General features: G+C 60.9%; 18 protein-coding genes and 1 pseudogene. All 19 read left to right on the top strand.

Annotated features, from left to right (window positions below; all coding sequences use genetic code 11):
- The first annotated feature begins 23 nt into the window (after nucleotides 1-23).
- The 19 genes and pseudogenes from RCH91_RS19045 to RCH91_RS18955 all read left to right on the top strand — a co-directional run bounded on the left by RCH91_RS19045 (nucleotide 24) and on the right by RCH91_RS18955 (nucleotide 23,643).
- On the top strand, nucleotides 24-668 hold the full coding sequence (locus RCH91_RS19045) for a metal-dependent transcriptional regulator (protein ID WP_306536630.1): 645 nt from the start codon (nucleotides 24-26) through the stop codon (nucleotides 666-668).
- Between the two features lie 352 nt (nucleotides 669-1,020).
- On the top strand, nucleotides 1,021-2,088 hold the full coding sequence (locus tag RCH91_RS19040; protein ID WP_306536627.1) for an energy-coupling factor ABC transporter permease: 1,068 nt from the start codon (nucleotides 1,021-1,023) through the stop codon (nucleotides 2,086-2,088).
- Nucleotides 2,089-2,157: 69 nt separating this feature from the next.
- The gene (cbiQ, locus tag RCH91_RS19035) at nucleotides 2,158-2,970 is read left to right on the top strand and encodes a cobalt ECF transporter T component CbiQ (RefSeq protein WP_306536625.1); all 813 of its coding nucleotides are present in this window, start codon (nucleotides 2,158-2,160) and stop codon (nucleotides 2,968-2,970) included.
- A complete protein-coding gene (locus RCH91_RS19030; protein WP_306536623.1) occupies nucleotides 2,967-3,722 on the top strand; it encodes an energy-coupling factor ABC transporter ATP-binding protein in 756 nt (251 codons plus the stop codon). Before cbiQ ends, RCH91_RS19030 begins: the two co-directional genes overlap by 4 nt.
- Before the next feature lie 178 nt (nucleotides 3,723-3,900).
- Nucleotides 3,901-5,514 carry an alginate export family protein gene (locus RCH91_RS19025; RefSeq protein ID WP_306536621.1) on the top strand — a complete coding sequence of 538 codons (1,614 nt, stop codon included), beginning with the start codon at nucleotides 3,901-3,903 and terminating at the stop codon, nucleotides 5,512-5,514.
- Between the two features lie 58 nt (nucleotides 5,515-5,572).
- Entirely contained in the window at nucleotides 5,573-6,043 is a 471-nt protein-coding gene (locus tag RCH91_RS19020; protein WP_306536620.1) for a cytochrome P460 family protein, read from the top strand.
- A gap of 163 nt (nucleotides 6,044-6,206) precedes the next feature.
- Complete coding sequence (locus tag RCH91_RS19015) at nucleotides 6,207-6,602, top strand: response regulator (RefSeq protein WP_306536618.1); 396 nt, start codon at nucleotides 6,207-6,209, stop codon at nucleotides 6,600-6,602.
- Between the two features lie 161 nt (nucleotides 6,603-6,763).
- Complete coding sequence (locus RCH91_RS19010) at nucleotides 6,764-8,647, top strand: methyl-accepting chemotaxis protein (RefSeq protein ID WP_306536616.1); 1,884 nt, start codon at nucleotides 6,764-6,766, stop codon at nucleotides 8,645-8,647.
- A 48-nt stretch (nucleotides 8,648-8,695) separates the two neighbouring features.
- A complete protein-coding gene (locus tag RCH91_RS19005; protein WP_306536614.1) occupies nucleotides 8,696-9,058 on the top strand; it encodes an STAS domain-containing protein in 363 nt (120 codons plus the stop codon).
- Nucleotides 9,058-9,423, top strand: coding sequence for a response regulator (locus RCH91_RS19000; protein WP_306536613.1), 366 nt, complete (start codon nucleotides 9,058-9,060; stop codon nucleotides 9,421-9,423). The genes RCH91_RS19005 and RCH91_RS19000 overlap by 1 nt, the downstream gene beginning before the upstream one ends.
- The gene (locus tag RCH91_RS18995) at nucleotides 9,423-11,531 is read left to right on the top strand and encodes a chemotaxis protein CheA (RefSeq protein WP_306536611.1); all 2,109 of its coding nucleotides are present in this window, start codon (nucleotides 9,423-9,425) and stop codon (nucleotides 11,529-11,531) included. Before RCH91_RS19000 ends, RCH91_RS18995 begins: the two co-directional genes overlap by 1 nt.
- Before the next feature lie 191 nt (nucleotides 11,532-11,722).
- The gene (locus tag RCH91_RS18990) at nucleotides 11,723-14,206 is read left to right on the top strand and encodes a DUF3365 domain-containing protein (RefSeq protein WP_306536609.1); all 2,484 of its coding nucleotides are present in this window, start codon (nucleotides 11,723-11,725) and stop codon (nucleotides 14,204-14,206) included.
- A gap of 32 nt (nucleotides 14,207-14,238) precedes the next feature.
- Nucleotides 14,239-14,351, top strand: a pseudogene (locus RCH91_RS18985) (chemotaxis protein CheW); the annotation flags it as partial.
- Between the two features lie 100 nt (nucleotides 14,352-14,451).
- On the top strand, nucleotides 14,452-15,666 hold the full coding sequence (locus RCH91_RS18980; protein ID WP_306536607.1) for a response regulator: 1,215 nt from the start codon (nucleotides 14,452-14,454) through the stop codon (nucleotides 15,664-15,666).
- A gap of 32 nt (nucleotides 15,667-15,698) precedes the next feature.
- On the top strand, nucleotides 15,699-16,418 hold the full coding sequence (locus RCH91_RS18975) for an ABC transporter substrate-binding protein (protein ID WP_306536605.1): 720 nt from the start codon (nucleotides 15,699-15,701) through the stop codon (nucleotides 16,416-16,418).
- A gap of 3 nt (nucleotides 16,419-16,421) precedes the next feature.
- Nucleotides 16,422-18,239: an ATP-binding protein gene (locus tag RCH91_RS18970; protein ID WP_306536603.1), complete on the top strand. Its 1,818-nt coding sequence runs from the start codon at nucleotides 16,422-16,424 to the stop codon at nucleotides 18,237-18,239.
- Between the two features lie 23 nt (nucleotides 18,240-18,262).
- Complete coding sequence (locus RCH91_RS18965) at nucleotides 18,263-18,862, top strand: PAS domain-containing protein (protein ID WP_306536601.1); 600 nt, start codon at nucleotides 18,263-18,265, stop codon at nucleotides 18,860-18,862.
- Between the two features lie 188 nt (nucleotides 18,863-19,050).
- Nucleotides 19,051-20,115: a GGDEF domain-containing protein gene (locus RCH91_RS18960; RefSeq protein WP_306536600.1), complete on the top strand. Its 1,065-nt coding sequence runs from the start codon at nucleotides 19,051-19,053 to the stop codon at nucleotides 20,113-20,115.
- A gap of 375 nt (nucleotides 20,116-20,490) precedes the next feature.
- On the top strand, nucleotides 20,491-23,643 hold the full coding sequence (locus RCH91_RS18955) for a methyl-accepting chemotaxis protein (protein ID WP_306536598.1): 3,153 nt from the start codon (nucleotides 20,491-20,493) through the stop codon (nucleotides 23,641-23,643).
- The last annotated feature ends 266 nt before the right edge of the window (nucleotides 23,644-23,909 follow it).

The raw sequence follows: 23,909 nt of genomic DNA, 5'->3' as shown, positions 1-23,909 counted from the left end.
TGAAAACCATAAAGGAGAACGTCATGAAACTGTCCGATAAAGCGGAAGAGATCCTCGAAGCCCTCTGGATAGCCTGCGAGGAGGAGGGGAAGCCCCACCTCGATCTGGAAGGAATCACCGTTGCGGCCGACGACCCGGCCTACGGAGAGCTGGCCTCCCTGGCCTTCATCGAGGTGCGGGGGGGGCGCGTCTTCCTGCGGCCCGAGGGGAAAGACGAGGGGAAGCGGACCGTGCGGCGCCACCGGCTCGCCGAGCGCCTCATGATGGATGTGCTCAATATCCGCGGCGACAGCGCCGAGGCCAAGGCCTGCGAATTCGAGCACCTGCTCCACGAGGAGGTGGACGCCAAGGTCTGCACCATGCTCAACCATCCGGCCACCTGCCCCCACGGCAAGCCCATCCCCCCCGGTGACTGCTGCGACACGGCGAAGAAAAGCGGTGATCTCGGCGTGGTGCCCCTCACCGAGCTCAAGGCGGGGGAGGAGGGGGACATCGCCTACATCCTCACCGAGGACGACACCAAGATGCGCAAGCTCATGGCCATGGGGGTTCTGCCGGGGAACCGGATCAACCTCATGCAGACCTTCCCGTCGTACATCTTCCGGATCGGCTACTCCGAATTCGCCATCGACACCGCCCTGGCGCGGGAGATCCACGTGCGGAGATAAGGGTGAACGAGTAGACATAATTGTGGAGAGGCCGGGCTGACATGAAGCCCGGCTTTTTTTGTTTTCTGGCTGGCCCAATTATTGCTGCAAATATCCTGAAAAAAGCATTTGCAACACGGAGCAACGGCGAAAAATCCGAGAGGGAATTGCGCCTAATTTTACGTAAGAGCCCTACCCATTAGGGATTTTGAGCTGACTATTGACTTCTCCGTTGCTCCGTTTCTCCGTGTTATTACAACTGCCGTTTTCATGTTTATTGACAGACACCGCTCTTTTTTGTTGCCCGACAGTGTTACCGATGTTAAGAATCGTAACACGATTGGATGGTGGTCCATGTTAGGGAGGGCCATAAATGCATATGGCTGACGCACTCATTTCCCCTGGGGTCGGCGGCGCCCTTTGGGCGGCCACGGCCGGCACCATTGCCTGGTGCGGCCGAAAAGTACAACAGGAGCTCGACGAGCGGAAGGTGCCGCTCATGGGGGTTCTGGGGGCGTTCGTTTTCGCTGCCCAGATGATCAACTTCAGCATTCCGGGGACCGGCTCCAGCGGCCACTTGGGGGGAGGGTTGCTGCTGGCGGTGCTTCTTGGTCCCCACGCGGCATTTCTGACCATCGCTTCGGTCCTCGTGGTGCAGGCCCTGTTCTTTGCCGACGGGGGACTCCTGGCGCTGGGGTGCAACATCTTCAACCTGGGGTTTTTCCCCGTCTTCATCGCCTATCCCCTCATCTATCGCGCAGTTGCCCCCCCCGGAGCCGGCCAGGGGCGGATCACCGCCGCATCGGTTGCAGCCGCGGTGGCGGGGTTGCAGGTCGGCGCCTTTGCCGTGGTGCTGGAGACAGTCCTCTCGGGAATCTCGGCGCTTCCTTTTTCCTCTTTTGTCCTTCTGATGCAGCCGATCCATCTTGCCATCGGCATTGTGGAGGGGCTTGTCACCGCTGCCGTGGTCGGTTTCGTGGCGAAGGCCCATCCGGAAATCATCGGTATTTCCGTACCGGCTCAAGCCGCGTCAGATGGCGCCGGTTTCAGGAAGGTGGTGGTCTCGCTTCTTGCGGTGACAGTTTTTGCCGGCGGGGTCGTCTCCTGGTTTGCCTCCGGGAAACCGGACGGTCTTGAGTGGGCCATCGCGGGGGTAACCGGCACAGGAGAGCTGCAAGCACCGAAGGGGGGCGTCCACGGGAGACTGGCGGCGCTTCAGGAGAAAAGTGTCTTCCTTCCCGACTATTCCTTTGCCAAGCCCGTTGGGCATGAGGCGCCGGGACCGGCGACCCAGGGAGGGGCCTTTGCGACAAGGCCCGCGGCACAATCGGCAGGGGATGGCAGGATTGGCTCCTCCGTGTCGGGGATCGTCGGCGGTGTGCTGACCCTCGCTGTCGCCTTTCTCATCGGCTTGGTTCTGCGCCGTCGCACGTCCCCGTGATTCTGCCGATGGCGGGTTCATCTGTCCACAGGGAAGAGCCCCCGCGCGCTCCCCTTCGTTTTCTATCCCATGCCCCACATTGAAACAGCACTCCGCGACCTGAACCGCCTCGACCTCCTCGCCGGCGGTGATTCGGCCGTTCACCGTCTGGACCCCCGGGCGAAGGTTCTCGTAACCCTCGTATTCATAGTGACGGTGGTCTCCTTCAGCCGTTACGAGGTCTCGGGACTCATCCCCTTTATTCTCTTTCCGCTGGTTATGGTTGCCGTCAGCGGCATCCCGCCGGGGGTCGTGACCCGCAAACTGCTGGTGGTCCTTCCCTTCGCCGCCGTGGTGGGGCTCTTCAATCCGCTGTTCGACCGGGAGCCGCTCACGATGCTCGGTTCCCTGGCGGTGTCGGGAGGGTGGGTGTCGTTCCTGTCGATCATCCTCCGGGCCGTACTCACCGTGGGGGCGGCCGTGGTGCTCGTGGCCGTGACCGGCTTCGCCGGGGTCTGCCTGGCGCTCCAGCGGTTCGGCGTTCCCCAGGCCTTCGTGGTGCAGCTCCTCTTCCTCTACCGCTACATCTTCGTTCTGGGGGACGAGGGGGTACGGATGGCCCGGGCCAGGGAACTCCGCTCCTTCGCGGGACGGGGGATGGGGATGAAGACCTACGGTGCCCTGGTGGGGAGCCTCCTTCTCCGAACCTGGGACCGGGCCGAACGGATCCATATGGCAATGCTCTCCCGGGGGTTCCGGGGTACGTTCCACGTCGGGCGTGAGTGTTGTTTCGGACGGCGCGAGGTTGTCTTCACGGTCGGCTGGTGTCTGCTCTTCATGCTTTTGCGCTTTGTCAACGTGCCGCACCTGATCGGTGTGCTGGTAATGGGGGTACTCCCATGAGTCACCATATCGTCGAGGTCAAGGACCTTCGCCATTCCTATCCCGACGGGACCGAGGCCCTTCGAGGGGTTTCCTTCAAAATCCACCACGGAGAATCGGTGGCGGTTATCGGCGCCAACGGGGCCGGCAAGTCGACGCTGCTCCTCCACCTGAACGGGTATCTTCCGCCCACGGGAGGGGAGGTCCGGATCGGCGATACGCCTGTGGTCCGCACGACCCTTGCCGAGGTGCGCCGCACCGTCGGCATGGTCTTCCAGGATCCGGACGACCAGCTATTCATGCCGACAGTGGGAGACGATGTCGCCTTCGGCCCTCTCAACCTGGGACTTCCTCCCCACGAGGTGGAGCGGCGGGTGGCTGAATCCCTCGCGCGGGTCGGTGCCGGGCACCTGCGGGGCAAGCCCCCCTACCGGCTCTCGGGGGGGGAGAAGAAGCGGGTCGCCATCGCCACGGTTCTCTCCATGTCACCGGACATCCTGGTCATGGACGAGCCGACGGCGGGGCTCGACCCCTTTGCCCGGCGGCAGCTCATGGGGCTTCTGCGCGAGTTTCGGCATACGAAGATATTCACGAGTCACGACCTGGACATGGTGCTGGAGCTCTGTGAGCGGACCATCGTCCTCAGGGAGGGGACGGTGGCGGCCGACGGGCCGCCCCGGGAGATCTTCCGCAACGCCGAGCTCCTCGCAGCCTGCCGCCTGGAGCCCCCCTTCTCCATGCAGGGGTGCCCGGTCTGCAGCGCGGCAGGGTAGGGGTGCGAACTGGCGGATTGCTTGGCAGTAATCAAAGGGGCGTGTTTTTTAGAGTGAAGTTCGGTTGATTGATGCCGATAAGTTTTAATGACGCAGGCTGGAGTTGCTGAGCGTGTCGGCTCCTGTAGCGGCCTCGTCCCGTCGGAAACATCAATCCGGGGAGAAGGGACCGAATTCCATGAAAAAGAACATAGTATTCGCCGCGCTATCGCTCGCCCTCGTCGGAGGTGGTGAGAATCTGCTTGCCGCCACAATGGCAGCAACGGAACCGCCGGCCGTGGCGGAGCCCGTCGTCTGCCGGCACATTGCCGATCTGGCGCACCGGTATGGTGCCGAGCGGGCCCTCCCGGCCGCCATGGCGGTGGAGGGGAAACCCTGTCTGCAGAGCGAGGCGGCGGACTGCTTTCTCGCCATTGTCGATAAAATTGTAGTCAAGTACCGGACAGAGGGGGCGGACGCCCTGCCGGCGGACGATCGTGAGCTGATCGGTCGGCTCCATACCGATCTCGCCGACGAACTGGAGAAGCACCACGGCTACCACTCCCTGCGGGGAGAGGTGGAGTCGATGCTGGCAAAGCCGGATCGCTATGACTACCTCTACCGGTTCGGGGTGAACAGCTTTGTGCGGGGAGAAGGGGCCGGAAATCTCCGGCTACCCGATTTCAGCCATGCTCCCGGCCATGCCGAGGGGCGCTTCCTCTACCGGGTGAAACCCTATCTCTTCTGGCATCCGGTCGGCTGGCTCGACCTTCATGCCGAGGGGCAGGGGTACGGCTACACCGGCGGCGACCAGTACTATGGCAAGGTTTCCCTCTACCAGGGGTTTGCGGAAATCCTCTGCCTCACCCGGGAAGGGAACTCCCTCAAGGTGGGCCGCCAGGAGCTCGTTTACGGCAGCGCCTTCATGATCGGCAGCAACTCCTTCTACCAGGGGCTTACCTTTGACGCCTTGCGGCTGCAGCTGACCCCGGCAAAGCCCTTCACGGTGGACTTCTTCGGCGGCTGGTACGCCACCCCCTGGTCAGACGGCATCGAAGGGGGGCTTGCCGGCGCCTACGCCACCTGGACCGTTGCGGAAGGGACCGCCCTTGAGCTCTACGGTTTCCGGGACAGCGGCTCCGATGACCGCCAGGCCGGCGAGCACCGAAACTCCTTCGGCCTGCGGGCCACCACGAAGCTGGGGCCGGTTTCCCTGGAGGTGGAACCGGTCTGGCAGCGGGGACGACTCCACAACGGCGTTGACGCCAACGAGAGCATCAACGCCTGGGGTGGGCATGTGGACCTGTACGCCGACGCCGAGCTTGCCGGCTTCACCAACCACCTCTTCGCCGGCGCCGCCTACGGCTCCGGGAGCCGCGCGTCCGCCGACGGCACGAGCGGCCGCAAGGAATTCCTCAACCAGCTCACCGATTCTTCCCTGGCCGGCGACATGAGCGTCGTAGGTGACCTCTCGGGGCTTGATGTGGGGAGTATCCACGCCAGTGGCCTCCAGATCTACAACCTCGGCTGGGGCATCGACCTTACGAAGGAGTTGAACCTCTCTGTCACGGGCCGTTACTTCCTGGCCAACTACGTCCCTGACGGAGTGAGCCGCCGCATCGGCCTGGAGACTGATTTTACCTTGACCTACGCCATGGGCGGCAACTTCTCTGCCATCGCCGGCTACGACCGCTTCTTCACCGGCAAGTTCTTCCGCGATGCCTCGGGGAGCGGCGACGATATTCACTACGGCTACCTGATGCTCCAGTTCGATCTGTCCCACACCAGGCCGAAGAAGGTGGCCGGGAGGTAGACAATCGTTTCCCGTTGGGCTATTCTTCCCGTTCATATTACCAGTGAAGGGGGAAGCGATGAAAAGAACCGCATGGGCGGCGGCAGCCGTTCTTCTGGTCGCCACGGCGGCCGCCACGGCCGCAGAGAAGGTCGCGCTGCCGAAGGGATACGAGAAGTGGCAAAAGAGCACGGAGAAAGTGGTGAACGACAAGTCGTCGCTCTTCTACGGCATCCACAACATTTACGTGGACAAGAAGGCCATGCCCGCCTACCAGAAGGGTGGCCCGTACCCGGAGGGGAGCCGCTTCGTGGTGGTGCAGCACACCATCAGGAATGAGGGGGGCAAGCCGGTCAAGGGGAAGAAGAGCATGGTCGTCCTCATGAAGAAGGACGCAAAGCAGACCGCCACGGGCGGCTGGCTCTTCGCCGGTTTCACGCCGGAGGGGAAACTTTCGGGGGTCGATTCGGTGAAGAACTGCTTCGAATGCCACCTGAAGGAGGCGAAGGACCGGGATTTCGTCATCTCCCGGTACGCCGACTTCAAATAGCCATCCTTTTCCTGGTGAGACACAAAAAACGCTGCGGGTGACCGCGGCGTTTTTGCGTTTTGAGACGATGACGACTCAGGGAGCGCCATTTTTTTCTCAATAATCTCCCCGAATGGTCGATAAGCAATCCTGTGAACCTTGTGCGCGAAAGGAGACGGCAGGAATGAAGACACTGATAGTCGAGGATGATTTCATATCCCGCAAGATCATGAAGGAACTCATCACCCCCCTGGGGGAGTGCGACATCGCCATCGACGGCGAGGAGGCCGTGAAGGCCTTCCGGCTTGCCCACGAGGAGAAGCGTCCCTATGACCTGGTCTGCATGGATATCATGATGCCGAACCTTGATGGCCACGGGGCACTGGAACGCATCCGGGAGATGGAGCGGGAACTGGGAGTCGCATGCGCCCATGAGGTTAAGGTTATCATGACCACGGCCCTCGATGATCCCCGAAACGTGGTGGAGGCGTTGTACCGTGGCGGAGCCATCTCCTACCTGGTGAAGCCGATCACCCGGCAGAGGCTGTTGAAAGAGATCAGGAGCCACGGCCTGGTGTAGCCACGGCCATGGGTGACATCAGGAATTTCCTGATTCCCTGAGCTTTTACTAAAGATATCAGGCCCCGTGACGATAGAGTAAACAGTATGTGATCCTGAACAGTGACCGGATCCGGCCCCGGGCCGATCCCGACTATTCCCTTCCCCCAAAGGCGGTCTTTTGTGGAACTATCGTTCTTGCGCAGGTTTAATAGAGAGCCCGACCACTCCGCAGCTGCACCGGGTATTCCCTCGGCTGCTACGGCAGATCAATCCCTCGCCGGTCATTTCGAAGAGTGGCACGGGCGGCTCTCGACCATCGGCAGCCGGATTACCCTCCTCAATGGCTCCACCGAGGAGGAGTTTCTCGCCATCGGTTCCCGGCTCCACGACTTTTACGCCCGGGCCGGGGAGATCGAGGGGATGTCCCGCCAGGTGGCCGACCTGATTCTGGGCGAAGAGGTCGGCCGTGACATGGCAGCGCTCCACGGCATTGTCGACCGGATTACTGACTACCTCAACCGTGCCGAGGCGGAAACCGAGCAGAGCTCCACCACCCTCCAGACGATTCTTTCCTACATCGGCTGCGTCGACGAGCCTCTGGAGGGGTTCCGCAAGATTATCAAGAACCTCCACATGCTGAGCACCGCGGTCAAGATCGAGAGCGCCCGGCTCGGGGAAGGGGCGGCAGGGTTCACTACCCTGGCCGACGACGTGGAGCGGCTTTCAGTCTCCATCAAGGAGAAGTCCGTCGCCATCCTTGCCGAGAAGGATACGCTCTCCGCCATGATTGGCGGGACCCTCGCCCGGGTCACCGCCACGGAAGCGGAGCAGCGGGGAAACGTCCGCCAGATCCTCGACAGAACCCGCGAGAGCCTCGCCACCCTGGCCGAGATCCATGGCCGCTGTTCCGAGGCCGTTGCCATCGTAACCTCTTCCTCCGCCGAGACGGCGGAGAGCATCGCCGAGGTGGTCACCTCGCTCCAGTTCCACGACATCACCCGCCAGCAGATCGAGCACGTTAAGGAGGCCCTTGACGACTTAAGCCCGCATCTGACCGGCCAGGCCGGCGACCCTGTCAAGAGGGCCGGCGAGGTGGCCGACGTCTGCGAGCTCCAGGAGGCGCAGCTTCGCCACGCCCGCGAGGAACTTTCGGCCGCCGTGGCGCGGATCGTGGAGAACCTGCGCGACATCGCCCGCCAGCAGACCCGCATGTCGGACGAAACCCGCGTCATGGCCGGAACCGCCGATCAGGCCGGAAGTTCCTTCTTCGTGGAAATGGAAAGCGGCATTGGGCGGGTGACGGACGTCCTATCCGACAATGCCGTGGCCAACCGGAACCTGGCGTCGGCCATGGAATCGGTGGTGTCATCGGTGCGGGACATCGCCGGTTTTGTCACCGACATTGAGGAAATCGGCTCCGAGATCGAGCTGATCGCCCTCAACTCCCAGGTAAAGGCCGCCAATACCGGCGACGGTGGAGCCGCCCTCGGCGTGCTTGCCGAGGCGATCCAGCACCTGTCGGTTGAGGCGCGGGCCCGGACCGGCGCCGTTTCCGATACCCTCCGGAAGGTCACGGAGGTGACCGAAAGCCTGAGCCACGGGATCGACACCGACGTCCGTTGCATAGCCGAAGAGGTGGACGGCTTCATTGTCGAAATCCGGAGCCTCCTCGGCTCGGTCCGTGGCGTCAATGAGCGGCTCCTCTGCCTCCTTGGCCGAATCGACACGGCTGTCCAGTCACTTTCCCGCGACATCGATCTGGTCACGGGTATGATGTCGGTCCATGAGACTTCGGCGGCGGTCATCGACGAGGTGCTGGCGGAGATCGACAGCGTCGTTGGGGAGGTGCGGCGGTTTGTGCCTGCCTCGGCGGACCATTCCAAGGAGCAGCGGCTGCGGGAGCTGGCCGACCGGTATACCATGCACAGCGAACGGAAGGTGCATGACGCGCTGCTCAAAGGGAGCGGCACGAAAGCCGCGCCGGCGCCGGCAGCGTTCGCCGCGCCGCCTGTCCTGGCGGCCTCAGCAGATGACGGGCTCGGCGACAACGTGGAACTGTTTTAAGGCCGGGACCGGGGACCGGTAAAGGTGCAGGCCTTACGGGGAGAGATTATGGACGGATTGACTATTGAGAAGGAACAGTCGACGGAACAGGGCGGAACTTTCGTTCTCCGTGTGGGGGGCGATCTGACGATTCCCTTTGCCGGCGAGTTCAGGGGGGCGCTCCTCGATGCCTTCGACGTGGCGGGAAGGGTCGTCGTCAACCTGGAGGGGGTAAGCGCCGTGGACATCACGGGGCTGCAACTCCTCTGCTCGGCCCACCGGTCGGCCTGTGCCCGCGAGAAGGGATTCGGCGTCGAAGGTCTGACGAATAGCGTCCTGGCTGAGGCGGTGGGCCTTGCCGGATTCCGGCGCCATGTGGGGTGCGCCGCTGACGTGGGAAAATCCTGTATCTGGATTGGAGGATACGAGTAATGGCCAAGACAATCATGACAGTTGACGATTCCGCCAGCGTGCGCCAGATGGTTGCCTTCACCCTCAAGCAGAACGGCTACGACGTGGTGGAGGCGGTGGACGGCAAGGATGCCCTGGGAAAACTGGGGGGCGTAAAGGTCGACATGGTGATTACCGACCTGAATATGCCGAACCTGGACGGAATCGGGCTCATCAAGGGGGTACGGGGACTTCCCGCCTTCCGCTTCACCCCGATCATCATGCTCACCACCGAAAGCCAGGATTCCAAAAAGGCCGAAGGGAAGGCCGCGGGGGCCACCGGCTGGATCGTCAAACCCTTCAAGCCCGAGCAGCTCGTGGCGGTGGTGAAGAAGGTGCTCGGCTGATGGACGCCCACAGACAGGCATACAAGGAAGAGGCCTACGAGCTGTTGGCCGAACTGGAGACCTCGCTTCTGGAACTGGAGGAGACCCCCGAGGACATGGACCTCATCAGCCGGGTCTTCCGGGCCATGCACACCATCAAGGGTTCGGGGGCCATGTTCGGCTTTGACGACATTGCCACTTTCACCCATGAGGTGGAAACCGTCTTCGACATGGTCCGCAACGGCCGAATGCAGGTCTCGCGGGACCTGGTGAATCTCACCCTCAAGGCCCGGGACCTCATCAAGGGGATGCTCGACGCCTCCGACGGGGGAGGCGAGGCGGTGGAGGGGCGCGAGGCCGAGGAGGTCATCGCCGGACTCAGGCATCTCGTCCCGGCGGCGCCGGACGCTGGGGCGACCCCCAAATCGTCCCCGGCGGAATCGACTCCCGAGGCAAAGGGAAGGGAGGCGGCGGTAACCTACCGCATCCGCTTCGTGCCCGTTCCCGAGGTGACCGTCAACGGCACCAACCCGCTGCTCCTTTTAGCGGAGCTTCAGCAGCTCGGCGACTGCCGGGCCGTGGCCCAGATGGCGAAAGTGCCGCGTCTGGAGGAGATCGACCCCGAGCACTGCTTCATTTTCTGGGACGTGATCGTCACCACGAAGCGGGGGATCGACGCCATTCGCGACGTCTTCATCTTCATCGAGGACGACTGCGAGTTGAAAATCGACGTCATCGACGACGGTGGTGCCCTCGATGTCGACGCCGACTACAAGAAGCTCGGCTTCATCCTCGTCGAGCGGGGTGACCTGACGCGGCAGGACATGGACGCAATCCTCGCCAGGCAGAAGCGCTTCGGCGAGCTGCTCGTGGAGCAGGGAATCGTACCCCCCGAAAAGGTGGAGTCGGCCCTCATCGAGCAGCAGCACGTGAAGGAGGTCCGCAAGGACCGCCAGGCCCAGGAGAGCGCCTCCAGCATCCGGGTGCCGGCCGAAAAGCTGGATATCCTGGTGAACCTGGTGGGGGAGCTGGTCACGGTTCAGGCTCGCCTTTCCCAGACCGCCGCCAGCCGGGCCGATGCGCTCCTCGTCACCATTGCCGAGGAGGTGGAACGGCTCACCAACGAACTCCGCGACACGGCCCTGAACATCCGGATGCTTCCCATCGGCACCACCTTCAGCAAGTTCAAGCGCCTGGTGCGGGACCTGTCGGTGGAACTGGGCAAGGACATCGAGCTGACCACCGACGGTGCCGAGACCGAGCTGGACAAGACGGTCATCGAGAAGCTGAACGACCCCCTGGTGCATCTCATCCGCAACTCCATCGACCACGGGATCGAATCCCCCGATGCGAGGGCCGCCGCCGGCAAGCCCCGCCAGGGGACCGTGCATCTTGCCGCCGTCCACTCCGGAGACAGCGTCCTCATCACCATCACCGATGACGGGGCTGGCCTCGACCGGGAGGCGATCCGGGCCAAGGGTATCGAGCGGGGGATCATTCCGGCCACCGCCGAGCTCTCCGACAAGGAGATCTTCAGCCTCATCTTCGCCCCCGGCTTCTCCACCGCCAAGGCCGTCACGAGCGTGTCGGGGCGCGGGGTCGGCATGGACGTGGTGAAGCGGGCCATTGACGCCCTGCGGGGCACCATCGACATCAGCAGTGAGCAGGGCACGGGAACCGTCATCACCATCAAGCTGCCGCTGACCCTGGCCATCATCGAAAGTCTCCTGGTGAAGATCGGCCCCGACTGTTTCGTCCTCCCCCTCTCCATCGTGGAGGAATGTGTCGAGTTGACCCGGGAAGATGTGCGAAACGCCCACGGCCGCAACCTGGCCACGGTACGGGACCAGATCGTCCCCTACATCCCCCTGCGGGAGCGGTTCCTGATCCGGAGCGAGCAGCCGGAGATCGAGCAGATCGTCATCACCCAGGTGGGGGGGAGCAGGGTAGGCTTCGTGGTGGATCACGTTATCGGCGAGCACCAGACGGTCATCAAGTCTCTGGGCAAGATGTACAAGGATGTCCATGGTCTCTCGGGGGCCACCATCCTGGGCGACGGCTCCGTGGCGCTCATTCTCGATATCCCCCAACTCGTGCGCGAGGTGGAGCTTGAGCAGATGGCCCGGTGACGCGGAGACTGTAATGGCACGTTCGAGCCGCCGCGATTGGTTTTCGCGGCGGTTTTTTCGTGTATGAGGGACCATTTGTTGTTTCCGGCAGGAATTGTGCATTAATTTGATGATTCTCTCTCATCTCATGGTAATAGGGGGCAGATCGGCCCCGCTGTAGTTTTGCAAGAACCTCAGAGGATAAGGAAGAGATGACGTTCCAGATGCAGGCTTCCTCAATCAAGGTACGGCTTCTCCGGATAAATATCCTTCTTCTCGGAGTCACATCCGTTGCCATCGTCCTGGTGGTCAACGTCGCCCAGAAACAGCTGGCCCTCACCGATGCCGGCAGGGATGCCGAACGAATCCTCGCGCGTCATCTTGCTATCCACACCTACATCAACAAGCAGCTCAAGCCTCGGCTTCTTGACTTCACAGCGCCTCAGCGCGACAAGGAGTACTTCGATCCGGTCTGGATGTCCTCCACCTACGCCGTTCGCGAGATTGACAAGATATTCCAGTCCCGCCACGGGAAGGGGTACTACTATAAGGAATGCGCCATCAACGCCCGGAGCCCCCAGAACGAGGCAGACCCCTTCGAGCGTAAGTTCCTTGAGCAGGCCGGCCACAACTCGTCGATTACCACGTTCAATGGCGTGCGCGAGATTGATGGGAAGATGTTCTTTGTCTCCATGGTACGGGGCGAATCGATGGAGAAACCGTGCCTCCTCTGCCACAGCACCCCGGAGAAGGCGCCTGGGGGACTTGTGCACGCCTATGGGCCCGACCGCAGCTTCAGCCGCCATGAGAACGAGCTCGTGTCGGCCGTCTCCATTCGTATTCCCCTGTCTGGGGCGTATGCCGAGGCCAACAGCTTTTCCCTTAAGCTGTCGGCGCTTCTCCTTGCTGTGATTACCATGCTGTTCGCTGTTCAGAACCGGATTTTAGGGCGTCTCGTTTTCATGCCCCTGGCCGTTGTTGGTGAAAGCGCCCGCCGGATTGCCAACGACCGGCGTTACCTTGGCGAGCAGATCCCCCTCAGCCACGGACGCGAAATGGACGAACTTGCAACATCCTTCAATGTTATGTCGTCGGAGCTTCACGCCTTCATCAACAATCTGGAGGAAAAGGTCGATGAAAAGACCGCAGAACTCGTGACAGCCAGGAAGGAGGCCGAGGAGGCCAGCCGCGCCAAGGGGGATTTCCTCGCCACCATGAGCCATGAGATCCGCACCCCCATGAATGCCATCATCGGCATCAACCAGCTGCTGCAGAACACCCTTCTCACCCAGGAGCAGCGCCGGTTGGTTACGGATTCAAGCAGTGCCGCCGAATCGCTTCTGACCATCATCAACGACATCCTTGATTTTTCCCGGGTCGAGGCCCGGCGCCTGGAACTGTCGGACGAGGCCCTGGAACTGCGTTCCTTCGTCGAGTCCCTCCGCCGCCTCTTTGCCGTGCAGGCGGAGCGGAAAAACATCGACCTTGCGGTAGCGGTGGTCGAAAGGGCCCCCCAGTTTATTTTCGGCGATCCGGCCCGCCTCTGCCAGATACTGACCAATCTCATCTCCAATGCCCTCAAGTTCACCCCGGCGGGGGGGATGGTCACCCTTGCCGTGGACGCGGACCCTGCCGCCGGTGAGCTGTTCTTCTCGGTGAGCGATACTGGCATCGGGATCGACAGGGAGAAGCAGGAAGGTATCTTCGAGGTGTTCCGCCAGGCAGACTCTTCCACGACCCGCATCTACGGCGGTACCGGACTCGGGCTCGCCATCGTCAGGGGGCTCGTGGAGCTGATGGCGGGAACCATCGGGGTGGAGAGCGAGGCCGGGAAAGGGGCGACATTCCGGGTACGCCTCCCCCTGAGGCCCGCCGCCGGCCCCCCCGTGGCCGGGACGGCCAGCGACGACATTCCCGACAGTGCCCTTCCTCCCCTGTCCGTCCTCGTGGCCGAGGATAATGAGCTGAACCGGATGGTGGCCATTGGTCTGCTCACGGCCCTCAACCAGCGGGTCACTGCCGTCGCCAACGGCAGGGAGGCCGTTGAAGCCTTCCGGCACGGATCCTTCGACCTGGTGTTCATGGATGTTTCAATGCCCGAAATGGACGGTATCGAGGCCACCAGGGCAATCCGCCGGGGAGATGCGGGCGAAGGGGCCCGCGCCATTCCGATCGTCGCCTTGACGGCCCATGCCCTGAAGGATGACCGGGCCCGCTTCCTTGCCGAGGGGATGACCGACTACCTCTCGAAACCCCTCTTCCGCAGTGAACTGCGGAGAATGGTCCTCTGTTTCGCCGGAGATGGTGGCAAGCCGTCGCTGGAGGCGGCGCTGACGGCGGAACATGCCTCCGACGAGGGCTCCCCCTTCGACCTGGAATTCCAGCGGTCCCAATTCCACGATGCGGGACTAGAGGACTTCCTTGCCGATATCCTCTCCACGTTTGCCCGATCATCGGCCACGGAGTGCGAGCGGATGGAGGAATACCTCGCCGCCGGCAGGTACGCCGAACTTGCCGCCGCCGCCCACTCCGTGAAGGGGGCGGCGGCCACCATCGGCGCCCCCCAGGTAAGCAAACGCGCCGGTGAACTGGAAGCGGCGGCAGAGAAAAACGACGGCCCCCTTGCCGCACGGCTCATTGTCCAGCTTCGGCGCGAAGTCCGCAGGATCGAGGCCGCAGTCAGCAAACTATCCTGATTCCCGCCACCTGGTTGTGCTCTTCCGGCGACGACACGCTCGTGCTGGGGATGCTGGCCGACTCGTTCAGGAGGTGTTCGAACTGGAGCCCGATAACATCGAGCCGGCGCCCCGCATCGGCACGAAGCTGGACACTTCCCTCATCACGTGTTTTTCTGTTTCTGCTCTGTGCCCCTCAAGAATTCCGCACCGTTGCCGATACAGTTATAGGTGAGAGGTTTTGTCTACGTTACGGGGCGGATTTCATGACGAGCACAGTTGAAGGGCAGGCACTACTCCTTGTCGATGACGACCGCGGGGTTCTTCGTACCCTTGCCGCCACTCTCCGCACGATAGGTTACTCTGTTACCCCTACGGCCAGTCCCCTTGAGGCCGTTACCCTCCTCAAAGCAAACCCGTACCATACCCTCGTGACCGATATCATGATGCAGGAGATGTCCGGGCTCGATCTCCTGGTGGAGGCGCGGCAGATTGATCCTGATCTTCCCGTTATCCTCATGACCGGGTATGCGGAGATCGACACGGCAATCAGGGCGATCAAGCGGGGGGCCTTCGACTTCATTACCAAGCCGATTGATTTCGAGTATTTCTCTTTGACGGTGGGGAAGGCAATCCGGCACCGGACGGCAATCCAGATTCAGCGCGATTACAAGGCCGCCCTGGAAGAGATGGTACGGGTACGCACCCTCAAGCTGACCGAGAGCATGGAGGAGTTGCGTATTGCCAAGGAGCGGGCCGAGGACGCCCTTCGGGTGAAGTCGCGGTTCATCTCCACCATGAGCCATGAAATCAGGACCCCGGTAAACGGTATTGTGGGAATGATAGAGCTGGCCCAGGAGACGGGCTGTCAGGGGGAGCAGTCAGCGTACCTCGATTATGCCAGGGAGGCCGCCCTGCGGCTCACGCGGGTCATGGACAGCATCCTGACCTATTCCCGGATTTGCGGCGAATCGCCCGACGTGATGGCCGGCACCTTCAACCCCCGGGAGGAATGCGATCGGATAGCCCAGGATGTGTCCGCCGAGTGCCGCAAGAAGGGGCTCTCATGCACTTGGGACGTCAGTGATGCCGTCCCTCCTATCGTTGCCGGCGACCGAGAGGGTTTTGGGGAAATTCTGCGCCAGTTGGCCGATAATGCGATAAAATTCACTCCGTCGGGTTCGGTTTCCCTTGAGGTTTCCGTTCGGCTCAAGGCTGACGAGTCTGTTTTGCTCGCCATTGCCGTGGCGGACACGGGAATTGGCGTACCGGAAGCGTGGCGCGCGCGGATTTTTGAACCGTTCTGTCAGGTGGACGGCTCACTCACCCGGCAGTATGAGGGGACCGGCCTGGGGCTCAGCATCGTGAAGCGCTGCGCTGAACTGGCGGGGGGCGAGGTGTGGGTGGAGTCGGGTGCCGCGGGGGGGGCCGTCTTCCTCTGTACCCTGTGGGTCAAGGACGTTTCCCCCGAGAATCGGTAATCGTGCAGAGATATGGCAACAGGAGTTACCCCATGAACCTGCGTATCTTCCTGTTTCTGGCAGCCATGGTGCTGTTCACCCATGGCGCCCATGGCAGGGTCATCGAACTGAGTGCTGCCGACGGGCCCCCCTATTCGACTTCCGACGGGGCCGGGGTCGCCGACCGGATCATCCGGGAGGCGTTCCGGCGTGCAGGGGTGCCGGTCAGGGTTCTCTATGCTCCCTCCGAGCGTTCCCTGGTCAATGTGAACGAGGGAATTGTCGATGGCGAATACCTGAGAATCTCGGGGCTCCAATCAAAGTATCCCAACCTGGTAATGGTGCCGGAACCGATCTGCGAGTACGAATTCACGGCATTCGCCAGGAATCGCGGCATCAGGATCGGGGGGTGGGAAAGCCTCAGGCCCTACAATGTGGGCTTCATAACCGGCTGGAAAATCCTGGAGGAGAATGTGACGGGGGCTAAATCCCTGACAAAGGTAAAGGATCACGATGCGCTCTTCGAAGTGCTCCGCAGCGACCGGGCCGACCTGATCATCTTCGAGCGGCTCCAGGGTGAGGCGTATCTGAAACGGACGGGGGAAAAGGGGATAATCTCCCTCAAACCACCCCTTGCCCAGCGCAAGATGTATCTCTATCTCAACCGGAGGAACGCTCCTCTCGTTTCCAAACTGGCCGATGCCCTCAGGCAGATGAAGCAGGACGGCACGACGCGGCGGATCATGTCGTCAGTGCAGGGAGCGCCACGGTAGCCCATGTCTATCAATCCCTCCCGGAACAGAATCGGCAAGCGGCTCTTCAGGCAGGCGGTCCTTCTGGCGCTGGCGCTCAGCGTGGTCTTTTCCGCTCTCCTGACCGTTATCGAGTACCGCCGCGCCGCGAATTCCCTCAACAATACCGTCGAGCTCCTCCAAAAATCCCAACTGGCGGGAATCACTGCCGCGCTGTGGAGTTACGACCGGCAACAGATTACGGCACAGATCGAGGGGATACGCCACTATCCCTACATCGGCTACGTGGCCATCCTCAATCAGGACAAAGTCATCGGCGAATCCGGCACCAGGAGAGAGCGGTACGTGGATGCCAGGACGATGCCGCTGTCGGTGGAATACAACGGGCGTCAGGTTCCCGTGGGAAGCCTGTACATCGAGATGGACCGGCTGAGTGTCGTTCGACAGGCCTTGGCCACCGCCGCGGTTACCCTGGCGGGCCAGACGGCGATCATCATGCTCGTGATGATCTTTGCCTTCATGCTCTTCGAGCGGCAGGTGACCCGCCATCTTGTGGCCGCCTCCTCGTATTTCACCTCTCTGGATATTGCCCGGGTGAAACATCCCCTCTCCCTGGACAAGCCCCACAACGGCGACGAGATCGATGAGCTGGTGGATGCCTTCAACCAGATGAGGGAATATCTTTCCGTCGCCTACCAGCAGCTGAACCAGGCCCAGAAACTGGAGGCCGTCGGCCGACTGGCGGGCGGCGTGGCCCACGACTACAACAACAAACTTACGGTCATTCTCGGCTATGCCCAGCTCCTCAGGCACAGCGGCGTGGGGAGCGAGGAGAACGCGGAACAGATCGAAGAGATCATTCGGGCAGCGGAGCATTCCCGCGACATCACCAGCCAGTTGCTGGCGTTCGCACGCAACCAGAAAGTGGAGCCGGTCCTCGTTGACTTGAACCGGCTGATCTCCCGGGCTCAGAAATCCCTCGTCAGGCTCATTGGCGAGGATATCAACCTCACCCTGAAGCCCGGCGACGATCTCTGGCCGGTGCGGATGGACCCGACCCAGGTGGACCAGTTGCTCATGAACCTGGTCCTGAACGCCCGCGATGCAATTGTTGGAAACGGCAGTGTCACGGTCGGGACAGAGAACGTCGTGCTGGATGGTGCTGCCTGCGGAAAGATTCCGGGCGCGGTGGCAGGCGAGTATGTACGGCTGACCGTGAGTGATACGGGCAGCGGCATGGATCGCGAGACCATGGAGCATATCTTCGAACCCTTTTTCAGCACCAAGGAACTGGGGAAGGGGACCGGTCTGGGACTTGCCATGGTGTACGGGATCGTGCAGCAGAATGGCGGGGCACTGGCCGTGGAGAGCGAACCGGGCAAGGGGGCGGTTTTTTCCATCTATCTCCCCCGGTTCTGTGGAGAGGAAATGGCCGGTGAACCGTCGCCCGTTTCGAGGTCTGTGGCACCATGCGGCACTGTTCTGCTTGTGGATGACGACGAAGCGATCCGGCAGATAACGGCACATATTCTCCGGCAGTCGGGCTTTACGGTGCTGGTGGCCCAGGGGCCCGAGGAGGCCATTGGCATCTGCCGACGGCCGGGCACGGCCATAGACCTGATCCTGACGGATGTGATCATGCCGACCATGAATGCCGGGGAGATGATCCCGATTCTCATGGGACATCAGCCTGAGGCCAAGGTGCTCTGCATGTCCGGGTATACGGCAGATATCATTGAACGGAGGGGAAAGATAGGGGATGACGTTCCGTTCGTTCAGAAACCGTTCTCGCCTGATAAGCTTTTGCAGGAAATCGGGCGGGTCATGGTCGCCGGGAATTGACGCCAAGCGATAAGGGGAAACAGATGCCGAACAACAACCTTACCAGGCAGGAATACCAGACACTCGTGGAGCAGTCGCCGATCCTGATCTGGCGTGCCGGTACCGACGCGCTCTGCAACTACTTCAACGAACGATGGCTCCATTTCAGGGGCCGGACCCTCGAACAGGAAGTGGGCAACGGATGGGCTGAGGGGGTGCATCCCGATGATTTCGACCGGTGCCTCCGGATTTTCCTGGATGGCTTCAGCCAGCGGGAGATCTTCGAGATGGAGTACCGCCTGCTTCGGCACGATGGGGTCTATCGCTGGATTTTCGACCGTGGAGTTCCCTTCCATGACGACGGTGGGGAATTTGCCGGCTATATCGGCAGCTGCATCGACGTAACCGCCTGGGTTGATGCCCAGGAGGCGCTCCGCAAGGCAACCGAGACGGAAATCCTCCGCCTCAAGGGGCTCCTTCCCATCTGCTGCTCCTGCAAAAAAATCAAAAACGGCAAAGGTTACTGGGAGCAGGTTGAAGTGTACGTCAGTGAGCATTCCGACGCCGAATTTTCCCATGGGCTCTGCCCAGATTGCCGGCATGCACTCTATGGGATTGATATCTCGCCTACCGTCGCGGCGTGAGTTCACCCTGTGTCGATTGCGATAGGCCCCGAAGATGGGGCTTTTTTTGTTTTTGGGCGGTTTCTGATGAACGAAAGAGGCAATTCTATGAAGTGTTAATGGACTGGCACCAATTGTGCTTTTGTTACGGTGTTGCTGAGTAATTGTCTGTAATTAATGAAATTACTTCTTTCATGGAGGAAATGGCGATGCTGCAAACGCACATGATGGCGGGCACCTGCACGGTAAAACCGGCTCGGATATCACCGACCTCCTTCACACGGCAGGGACGGGGAACGGAGTTTATTCCCGGCGACGGAGCTCCTGCCGCCATGGGGCGGCGGATTGAGGAGCTGCTTCTCGTTGCGGAGTTCGGCGCGGCTGTCGGCACCCTCCTTGACCCGCACCAGGTCTGCGCGGCTGCTGGCGAGTGGCTCTGCTCGGCCATCGGGTGGCAACTGCTCTCGGTCTGTTGTCATGGGGATGCTGCCGGCACGCTCCGGCATAACGACGGGACTCGTAATCGTCGAGAGTCAAAAAAATGTCAAAAGAGTGCCGCCGCTCCCGTCTATGTGGCAAAGACACTGAATGGCCTCAGTGACGCCTCCGATGTTTACACAATCCCCTTTCCGGATGGGTCGGGAACCCTCTCCCTGTCCCGTAAATCGATGGTCGAAAGTCAATATTCCGACGAGTTCGTGCTGGGAATTGTCGAAAATCTCGCGCGGTCCCTGGTCAATGCCCGTGAGTGCGACAGGCTCAAGACCCTTTCCATGAGGGATCATCTGACTGGCCTTTACAATCGTCGGGTCTTCGAAGCGATGCTCGAAGTGGAGACCCGGAAGCGGACCTCGAAGCCTTTTTCCCTGCTGCTGATCGACCTCGACAACTTCAAGATCATCAACGATACCTATGGTCACGGAACCGGGGACCAGGTTCTGGTTGCCGTCGCGAAGATGCTCCGGCTCAGTTTCCGGAAATCGGACGTCGTTTCCCGGTATGGCGGCGAGGAGTTTGCGGTGCTCCTCCCGGAAACTGCACCGGACTCCGCCTGGATGGTTGCGGAGCGTTTCCGCGAAAACGTCGCATCTCTCTCGATAGGTTACAGAGCCGAGAATATCATGCCGACGGTCAGTGTCGGCATCGCCTCGATAGCGTACCGGTTCGGCATTGAAGTCGCCGACGTGCTCGAAGAGGCCGATCGGGCCCTCTATCAAGCCAAAGCCAACGGCAAGAACCGGGTGTGCGCCTCACTTCTCGGTGAAAATGGATAGATGGTGGTACAAGAGAAGCAAGAGCCGGAATCGATCGTGACCTTGATGGTGGACGTGGCCCCTGGACGTCAAGTCAAAGCTGATCTGAGCGGTGTCGCGGGTTGGGACGAAACCAGGCGCCGTTGATCTCTGGATGGGGAAAGTAGGGGCATGGTAAGCGGGGTGTGCCGTTGAGGCGACCCCGCTTTTTTTGTAGTGAAGGAACATTAATGAGTAATGACGCAGGTAATCAGAACCGTGTTTTGAAAATAATAGTTAAACTTCAGTAAATAATGCCGAAAAGGGTAGAGAGATTTATGTAAGGAAATGAGGACATATCTGGGGCCGGTTCTACCGTCTGCCCGGTGACGTTCGGAGTAAAACAAAGGAGGATGTATGTTTAAGAATCTGAAGATTGCATCGAAACTTTGGTCGGGATTTGCCGCCGTCCTGATGATCATGATTGTGTTGGGGGTGGTGGCTTACTTCCAGACTCACCTCATTGATGACAATATCGAAATGATTGCTCGGGAGGATTTCCCCAAGACTGTCCAGGCCCATGAAATGGTCAACCAGGCGAACATCGTCGCCCGGGCGGTCCGCAATGCCATCCTCCTGGATGAACCGGCCCAGAAACAGAAGGAGTTGGCCCGGATTCAGGAGGCCTTCAAAAAGACCGAGGATATCGTCACTGCTCTGGAGAAAACGGAAAAGAGCGACGAAGGAAAGGCGAAGCTGAAGGCCGTAACCGACAACTGGAAAGGGTATCAGGAGGCCCTTACCAACGTCGTTGCGGTTATCAAGGGGGGGAAGTATACCCAGGCCAAAGAGCTTCTGATAACCAGCGTGAGAGATCGGCAGACGGCATACATGAAGGGTGTTGACGAGTTGGTCCAGTATCATACCGAAGTGGTGGAAAAGCTTGGCACCCAGGGAATGGCAGCGGGTGAACGGACACGGCTAATGATCATTATCCTGACCATGGCCGGTGTTCTGCTGGGTGGTGTTCTGGGGTTGGTCATCGCCCGTTCCATTGCACGGCCGATCCGCGACTGCATGGCCGCCGCCGACAACATCGCCGCAGGAAACCTGAATGTGAGCCTCGATTCTGATGCCAAGGACGAAACCGGCCAACTTCAGGCTTCCATGGCCCGGATGGTGGAGGCGATCAAGGCGCTTGCCGCCGATACCGGCACACTCTCTGCGGCTGCCGTCGAGGGACGCCTCACCCATCGTGCGGATGTCACAAAGCATCAGGGCGAGTACCGCAGGATTGTGGAAGGTGTCAACGGGACCATCGATCGGCTGGTTGGTTTCCTCGACACCATGCCTGCCCCCGCGATGATCATCGACAACGATTACTCGATCCTCTACATGAACGAACTGGGTGCCAAGGTGGGGGGGAGGACGCAGCAGGAGGTGGTCGGCCGCAAGTGTTACGACCACTTCAAGACCTCCGACTGCAAGACCGACAAGTGCGCCTGCTGCCGGGCCATCCGCGATGGCCAGGTCTCAAGCAGCGAGACCGACGCCCACCCCATGGCGGGACTCGATCTCGATATTTCCTACACCGGCGTGCCGATCCGGGATGCTGCCGGCAAGGTGATTGGCGCCTTCGAGGTGGTTACCGACCAGACAGCGGTCAAGAAGGCGGCGCGGCTTGCCGCTAAGATTGCCGACTACCAGAAATCCGAGACTGACAAGCTCGTGGCCGGCCTTTCCAAGCTGGCGGAAGGGGATACCGGCTTCAGGATCGAGCCTGCTCCCGGCGATGCCGAGACCAAGGACGTACACGATACGTTCCTCGCCCTCGGCAATGCGATGAACACGTGCGTCGAAGCGGTCAATGCCCTCGTGGCTGATGCCGACGGACTCGCGAAGGCAGCCGTTGAAGGCCGCCTCACCTGCCGTGCCGACGCGGCAAAGCACCGGGGTGAATACCGAAGGGTCATCGAAGGGGTCAATGGGACCTTTGACCGGCTCGTGGGCTTCCTCGATGCGATGCCTGCTCCTGCGATGATCGTCGACAACGATTTCTCGATCCTCTACATGAACGAACTGGGTGCCAAGGTGGGAGGAAGGACGCAACAGGAGGTGATTGGCCGCAAGTGTTACGACCACTTCAAGACCTCCGACTGCAAGACCGACAAGTGCGCCTGCGGCCGGGCCATCCGCGATGGCCAGGTCTCAAGCAGCGAGACCGATGCCCACCCCATGGCGGGGCTCGATCTCGATATTTCCTACACCGGCGTGCCGATTCGGGATACTGCCGGCAAAGTGATTGGCGCCTTCGAGGTGGTTACCGACCAGACGGCGGTCAAGAAAGCCGCCCGCATTGCCCAAAAAGTTGCCGATTACCAGGATGCCGAGGCGGCAAAGCTGACCGACACCCTCGTTCGGCTGGCCCAGGGTGATGTGAACGTCCACATCGAACCGGCCCCGGCCGATGGCGATACCGAATTCGTCCATAAAACCTTCTTCGAAATTGCGAACAACATAAATTCCCTTGTCGCGGCTACCCGTTCCATGGTTGCGGCCGCCAAGGAGGTGGCTGCTGGCAATCTTACCGTCGAGCTCACCCAGCGATCCGAAGGCGACGAGTTGATGAAGGCGCTGTCGGAAATGGTCAGGCAGCTGACCGCCGTCGTTACTGAAGTGAAAGTCGCTGCCGACAACGTTGCGTCCGGATCGGCCCAGATGAGTTCTGGCTCAGAGGAGATGAGCCAGGGCGCCACCGAACAGGCGGCGGCGGCCGAGGAGGCCTCCTCGAGCATGGAGCAGATGAGCTCCAACATCAGGCAGAATGCCGACAACGCCACCCAGACCGAGAAGATCGCCATGAAGAGCGCCCAGGATGCCAAGGCAGGGGGGCAGGCGGTGGCTGAGACCGTGGTCGCCATGAAGGACATTGCCGCCAAGATCAATATCATTGAGGAGATCGCCCGGCAGACGAACCTCCTCGCCCTCAACGCAGCCATTGAGGCGGCTCGCGCCGGTGAGCACGGCAAAGGCTTTGCTGTGGTGGCTGCCGAGGTGAGAAAGCTCGCCGAGCGGAGCCAGAAGGCAGCCGGGGAGATCAGTCAACTGTCATCGGCCAGTGTCGAGGTTGCTGAACGGGCTGGCGAGATGCTGGGACGGATGGTGCCCGACATCCAGCGGACCGCCGAGCTTGTCCAGGAAATCAGTGCCGCGAGCCGGGAGCAGGATACCGGCGCCGAGCAGATCAATAAGGCGATCCAGCAGCTGGACCAAGTGATCCAGCAGAACGCCGGAGCAGCCGAGGAGATGGCTTCCACTGCTGAAGAGCTCACGGCCCAGGCAGAGCAGCTCCAGTCGACCATCAGCTTCTTCCGGATCGGCGACAAGGGGAGCCGCAAGCCGGCACCCAATTCGGCGAAAGCTCGAAACCGTGTTCAGGTCGGTCATGTTGAATCCGGCCCTGCTTCCGCCAACGGCTATTCTGGTAAATCAGTTTCTACTGCCGCCAATGGATACGCTTTCGAAATGGAAAGCAGTGACCACATGGACGCCGAATTCGAAAAGTTCTGATTTTTTTCATCTCTGTAATGTATAGAGAACGCCGTGGCCGATGCCGCGGCGTTTTTTTGTGTATTCTTGGATTTGTATAATGATTTGTTCCTATAAATTAATATGTTACATAAAATTCATGTAAAGTGAGCCTCTTGCAAAAGGCTTGAAAGTTGGCGGCCAGAGGCCGCGTGCGGTGAAATTTTCACCAGTGTGCAGCATTAAGCAGAGCCTCTGATCGTTTTCATCGGCATTTATCCGGAATCCGGGCGCACCCCCCCCACGGA

It is taken from the genome of Geobacter sp. (assembly GCF_030834625.1).
Lineage (GTDB): Bacteria > Desulfobacterota > Desulfuromonadia > Geobacterales > Geobacteraceae > Geobacter.
The sequence above is the reverse complement of the archived record's forward strand: the minus strand, read 5'-3'. Positions and strand labels throughout refer to the sequence as shown.